This window comes from Streptococcus sp. 1032, assembly GCF_013277015.1.
GTDB lineage: Bacteria > Bacillota > Bacilli > Lactobacillales > Streptococcaceae > Streptococcus.
The window spans coordinates 1-5,834 of sequence record NZ_VMMD01000002.1; the positions used below are offsets into that span (position 1 = coordinate 1).

The following is a 5,834-nucleotide window of genomic DNA, read 5'->3' on the forward strand; positions in this document are numbered from 1 at the left end:
AGAACGGTGATGTCACACCAAGTACTTCAGAATATAAAAATTCGTCTAAATTGACTAATACAAATAACACAAATAAACCAAACGACGTTAATGTTGAAGGTGAGATTCAGACAGGTGATAATTCTCGAACTAACTTGACTGGCAAAAAAGTTTTACCAAACACAGGTGGATCTGACTCAGTTGCTATGAATTTGTTAGGTGCGTTAACACTCACTTCTGTTCTTGGTTTGGCTGCGACTAAACGCAAAACGGAAGATAATTAATCTTTAAAGAGATACCTTTGGGCTCTTTGTCAACTGTAGTGGGTTGAAGAAAAGCTATGATCGAGAAAGGACAAATTTCGTCCTTTCTTTTTTGATGTTCAGAGCGATAAAAATCCGTTTTTTGAAGTTTTCAAAGTTCCGAAAACCAAAGGCATTGCGCTTGATAAGTTTGATAAGATTATTGGTTGCTTCCAGTTTGGCGTTTGAATAGGAGAATTGAAGAGCGTTGACGATTTTCTCTTTGTTCTTTAGAAAGGTTTTAAAGACAGTCTGAAAAAGAGGATGGACCTTCTTTAGATTGTCTTCAATGAGACCGAAAAATTTGTCAGCTTCCTTATTCTGAAAGTGAAAAAGCAAGAGCTGATAGAGCTGATAGTGGTGTTTCAAGTCTTCTGAATAGCTCAAAAGCTTGTCTAGGATTTCTTTATTGGTTAAGTGCATACGAAAAGTAGGGCGATAAAAACGCTTATCACTGAGTTTACGACTATCCTGTTGAATGAGCTTCCAGTAGCGCTTGATAGCCTTGTATTCATGGGATTTTCGCTCAAATTGATTCATGTTTTGTATAAATCTTATGGGACTTTTTTCTACAACAAAATAGGCTCCATAATATCCATAGGGGATTTACCCACTACAAATATTATATAGCTGAAAAGCTAAGCTCTAGAAAGGACAAATTTCTTTCTTTTTATATAGTTTATTTTTTGTTATATAACTTTACTATTATTTCCAAGTTTTTAGTGAAATTTCTCCGCTATTTAGCCAGATTTCTTTTCCGTTATCACATTGAACTAAAAGTTTACCACTTTCAGAGATATCTTTAGCAAGTCTCTTGTAGTCTTTTTGCCCTAGTGTGAAAGTGACTTCTTTTCCAAGAACGAATGACTGTTTTTTGTATAGGTATAATAGCTCTTCTGCTGGTGTTTCGAAGAAAGCACGCCATATTTCGATAATTAATTCATTTCTTGTTATAGGTGCTGGTACTTTAAATAAACTATCAGCTTTTTCTTTTAATTCCTGAGGGAAGTCTTTAATAGTGAAATTGATACCTACTCCAATAATGATATCTGTGACTAAGCCAGTTTCTACAGAGGTCATTGCTTCAGTAAGGATTCCTCCAATTTTATGATTTTTGAGGTAGATATCGTTGACCCATTTTATGTCGACATCTATTAAAGTTAGGTTCTTAATAGCTTTGTAGATAGCTCCAGCTACAAGTAGTGTGTAGGATGCTATTTTGTCATAGTGGACCTCATTTCTAACTCAAACGTCTCATACTTAATTCCACCATAAAAATCCGTTTTAGACTAATTTCCACTTTGGTCATCCAAGTGGAAGTTACTTTGAGAAGTTACCATGGAGATTAAATATCGAAAAATATTGTGAAATCTTTCCTTATATTCCCAAAGTGTGATATAATAGTTTCGAATAAAATAAATAAAGGGGTTTTTGTAACATGGCAAAACTTACTGTTAAAGACGTTGACTTGAAAGGTAAAAAAGTCCTCGTTCGTGTTGACTTCAACGTACCATTGAAAGATGGCGTAATCACTAACGACAACCGTATCACAGCAGCTCTTCCAACTATTAAGTACATCATCGAACAAGGTGGACGTGCAATTCTTTTCTCTCACCTTGGACGTGTGAAAGAAGAAGCTGATAAAGCTGGTAAATCACTTGCTCCTGTAGCAGCTGACTTAGCAGCAAAACTTGGTCAAGATGTTGTGTTCCCAGGTGTCACTCGTGGTGCTGAATTGGAAGCAGCTATCAACGCTCTTGAAGATGGACAAGTTCTTTTGGTTGAAAACACTCGTTACGAAGATGTTGACGGCAAAAAAGAATCTAAAAACGATCCTGAACTTGGTAAATACTGGGCATCACTTGGAGATGGTATCTTCGTAAACGATGCATTCGGTACAGCTCACCGTGCACACGCATCTAACGTTGGTATCTCAGCAAACGTTGAAAAAGCAGTTGCTGGTTTCCTTCTTGAAAACGAAATTGCCTACATCCAAGAAGCAGTTGAAACTCCAGAACGTCCATTCGTGGCTATCCTTGGTGGTTCAAAAGTTTCAGACAAGATTGGTGTTATCGAAAACTTGCTTGAAAAAGCTGATAAAGTCCTTATCGGTGGTGGTATGACTTACACATTCTACAAAGCACAAGGTATCGAAATCGGTAACTCACTTGTAGAAGAAGATAAATTGGATGTTGCGAAAGCTCTTCTTGAAAAAGCAAACGGTAAATTGATCTTGCCAGTTGACTCAAAAGAAGCAAATGCATTTGCTGACTACACTGAAGTTCGTGATACTGAAGGTGAAGCAGTTTCTGAAGGCTTCCTTGGTCTTGACATCGGTCCAAAATCTATCGCTAAATTTGACGAGGCTTTGACTGGTGCTAAAACAGTTGTATGGAACGGACCAATGGGTGTGTTTGAAAACCCTGACTTCCAAGCGGGTACAATCGGTGTGATGGATGCTATCGTGAAACAACCAGGTGTTAAATCAATCATCGGTGGTGGTGACTCAGCTGCTGCAGCGATTAACCTTGGCCGTGCAGACAAGTTCTCATGGATTAGTACGGGCGGAGGTGCTTCAATGGAACTTCTCGAAGGTAAAGTATTGCCAGGTTTGGCTGCACTTACAGAAAAATAAGATTAACTAAATGAATCAAATAAGAGAGGGATGAAAGTTCCTCTTTTCTTTTGCTTAAAATAAAAACGCTTCCTCTCAACTATTGCTCATAAAATCAGCCAATTTATGATAAAATGGAAATAGAAAGTTGAGATTATGAGTTATTTTAAAAAATATAAATTCGATAAATCCCAGTTCAAACTTGGTATGCGAACCTTTAAAACAGGAATTGCTGTTTTTCTAGTTCTCTTGATTTTTGGCTTTTTTGGTTGGAAAGGTCTTCAAATCGGTGCTTTGACAGCCGTTTTTAGCTTGAGGGAGAGTTTTGATAAGAGTGTTCATTTTGGGACTTCGCGTATTTTAGGAAATAGTATCGGTGGCCTCTATGCCTTGGTTTTCTTCCTAATAAATAGTTTTTTCCACGAAGCCTTTTGGGTAACCTTAGTTGTTGTTCCAATCTGCACCATGTTAACCATTATGACAAATGTAGCCATGAATAACAAAGCAGGGGTTATTGGTGGTGTAGCGGCTATGTTAATCATTACCCTATCGATTCCGAGTGGCGAAACAATTTTGTACGTATTTGCGCGTGTATCAGAAACGTTCATGGGTGTTTTTGTCGCAATTCTCGTAAATTACGATATTGATCGTATTCGGCTCCTTTTAGAAAAAAAAGAAAAATAATGTTACATTTTGTAACATTATCAATTGACGTTTGTCTTTTTTTAGACTATAATAGACAGAAAGAAGGAAATTGTAAATGAAGGAAAAAGAATTTCGCCGAAATATGGCTGTTTTTCCTATCGGCAGTGTTATGAAGTTGACCGATCTATCGGCGCGTCAGATTCGTTATTATGAAGATCAAGAGTTGATCAAGCCTGATCGAAACGAAGGGAACCGTCGCATGTATTCCTTGAATGACATGGATCGTCTACTTGAAATCAAAGATTATATTTCTGAAGGTTATAATATCGCTGCCATTAAGAAAAAATATGCTGAACGTGAAGCGAAATCCAAGAAAGCGGTGAGTCAGACTGAGGTGCGCCGCGCACTTCACAATGAACTCCTCCAACAGGGTCGCTTTGCTTCAGTACAGTCACCTTTTGGTCGCGGTTAGGCAACCGCAAGTAGTCATACATTAAGGAGAAAACTCATGCCAATCACAGCTGCAGATATTCGTCGTGAAGTCAAGGAAAAAAATGTTACCTTTATCCGTCTCATGTTCTCAGATATTTTGGGAACCATGAAAAACGTCGAAATTCCTGCTACAGATGAACAATTAGATAAGGTCTTGTCAAATAAGGCTATGTTTGATGGATCTTCTATTGAAGGGTTTGTACGTATCAATGAGTCAGATATGTACTTGTACCCAGACTTGGATACATGGACAGTCTTCCCTTGGGGAGATGAAAATGGAAGTGTTGCAGGTTTGATCTGTGATGTCTATACAACAGAAGGTGAACCATTTGCGGGGGACCCTCGTGGTAATTTGAAACGAGCTCTTCGTCACATGGAAGAAGTAGGATTCAAATCTTTCAACCTTGGTCCAGAGCCAGAATTCTTCCTATTTAAGTTGGATGAAAATGGAGATCCAACACTTGAAGTGAATGACAAGGGTGGCTACTTTGATTTGGCGCCTACTGACCTTGCGGACAATACACGTCGTGAGATTGTCAATGTCTTGACCAAAATGGGATTTGAAGTAGAAGCGAGTCACCATGAGGTTGCTGTTGGACAACACGAGATTGACTTCAAGTACGATGAAGTTCTCCGTGCTTGTGATAAGATTCAAATCTTTAAGCTCGTTGTTAAAACCATTGCTCGCAAACATGGACTTTACGCAACCTTTATGGCAAAACCAAAATTTGGTATTGCCGGATCAGGTATGCACTGTAATATGTCCTTGTTTGATGCAGAAGGAAACAATGCCTTCTTTGATCCAAATGATCCAAAAGGAATGCAGTTGTCAGAAACGGCCTACCATTTCCTTGGTGGTTTGATTAAGCATGCCTACAACTATACTGCCATCATGAACCCAACGGTTAACTCATACAAACGTTTGGTTCCGGGTTATGAAGCGCCTGTTTACATTGCTTGGGCTGGTCGTAACCGTTCGCCACTTGTGCGCGTGCCTGCTTCACGTGGTATGGGAACTCGTCTTGAGTTGCGTTCAGTGGATCCGATGGCAAACCCATACATCGCTATGGCGGTTCTGTTGGAAGTTGGTTTGCATGGTATTGAAAACAAAATCGAAGCACCAGCTCCTATCGAAGAAAATATCTACATCATGACAGCAGAAGAGCGTAAGGAAGCTGGTATTACAGACCTTCCATCAACTCTTCACAACGCTTTGAAAGCTTTGACAGAAGATGAGGTTGTCAGAGCAGCTCTTGGAGAACATATCTATACTAGTTTCCTTGAAGCCAAACGAATCGAATGGGCAAGTTATGCAACCTTCGTTTCACAATGGGAAATTGATAATTATTTAGACCTTTACTAATACTAATATAGAAGAAAGATTACCTGAGGGTAAGCAGTCATACAGCAGTCTAAGCAATCGAATACTTATAACCCCTAAAATAGCGATTTCGATCGCTATTTATTTTTCGAAAAATCCTCTTGATTCTTTATTATCTCAATAAATGATGATGGAGACTGTTTTGTTTGTGCTTGTCGATTTTTGAATCCTGATCGAGCGGAAGAATATTTCTGCCGAGGTTGCCAAGGGGAAAATCCTGAAGATATTGAATTTTATGATGAACAATTACAGGCAGAAAAGGTGGAGGTTTTGAATATTCGATTGGAAGTAAAAAATTGAATTATCTACAATCTCATCAACAATAAACCTATTTCACCCCCATTATCTATAGGCGTATTTTTACGCCTTTTTATATACTTGAAGCACATAAGAAACATTATGAGAAGTTCGCTGATGGAAG

5 protein-coding genes and 2 pseudogenes are annotated in these 5,834 nt (G+C 38.5%); 5 read left to right on the plus strand and 2 right to left on the minus strand.

The window, feature by feature from the left end; genetic code table 11:
- On the plus strand, positions 1-263 hold a 263-nt coding region (locus tag HT711_RS11150), incomplete at its 5' end, for an LPXTG cell wall anchor domain-containing protein (RefSeq protein ID WP_240148975.1).
- 54 nt (positions 264-317) lie between these two features.
- Here the strand turns inward: HT711_RS11150 and HT711_RS00765 are convergent.
- Together HT711_RS00765 and HT711_RS00770 are read right to left on the minus strand one after the other, a co-directional pair.
- A pseudogene (locus HT711_RS00765) lies at positions 318-836 on the minus strand (transposase); the annotation flags it as partial.
- 150 nt (positions 837-986) lie between these two features.
- A pseudogene (locus HT711_RS00770) lies at positions 987-1,508 on the minus strand (biotin--[acetyl-CoA-carboxylase] ligase); the annotation flags it as partial.
- A gap of 211 nt (positions 1,509-1,719) precedes the next feature.
- Here HT711_RS00770 and HT711_RS00775 point away from each other — a divergent pair.
- From HT711_RS00775 to glnA, 4 genes are all read left to right on the plus strand, one after another.
- Positions 1,720-2,916 (plus strand): phosphoglycerate kinase, encoded by a 1,197-nt coding sequence (locus HT711_RS00775; protein WP_049496377.1) that lies wholly within the window; start codon positions 1,720-1,722, stop codon positions 2,914-2,916.
- 135 nt (positions 2,917-3,051) lie between these two features.
- On the plus strand, positions 3,052-3,579 hold the full coding sequence (locus tag HT711_RS00780) for an aromatic acid exporter family protein (RefSeq protein ID WP_054393254.1): 528 nt from the start codon (positions 3,052-3,054) through the stop codon (positions 3,577-3,579).
- Between the two features lie 76 nt (positions 3,580-3,655).
- Complete coding sequence (gene glnR, locus HT711_RS00785) at positions 3,656-4,012, plus strand: transcriptional repressor GlnR (protein ID WP_000659547.1); 357 nt, start codon at positions 3,656-3,658, stop codon at positions 4,010-4,012.
- 36 nt (positions 4,013-4,048) lie between these two features.
- Entirely contained in the window at positions 4,049-5,395 is a 1,347-nt protein-coding gene (glnA, locus tag HT711_RS00790; protein WP_001122886.1) for a type I glutamate--ammonia ligase, read from the plus strand.
- Positions 5,396-5,834 lie beyond the last annotated feature (439 nt).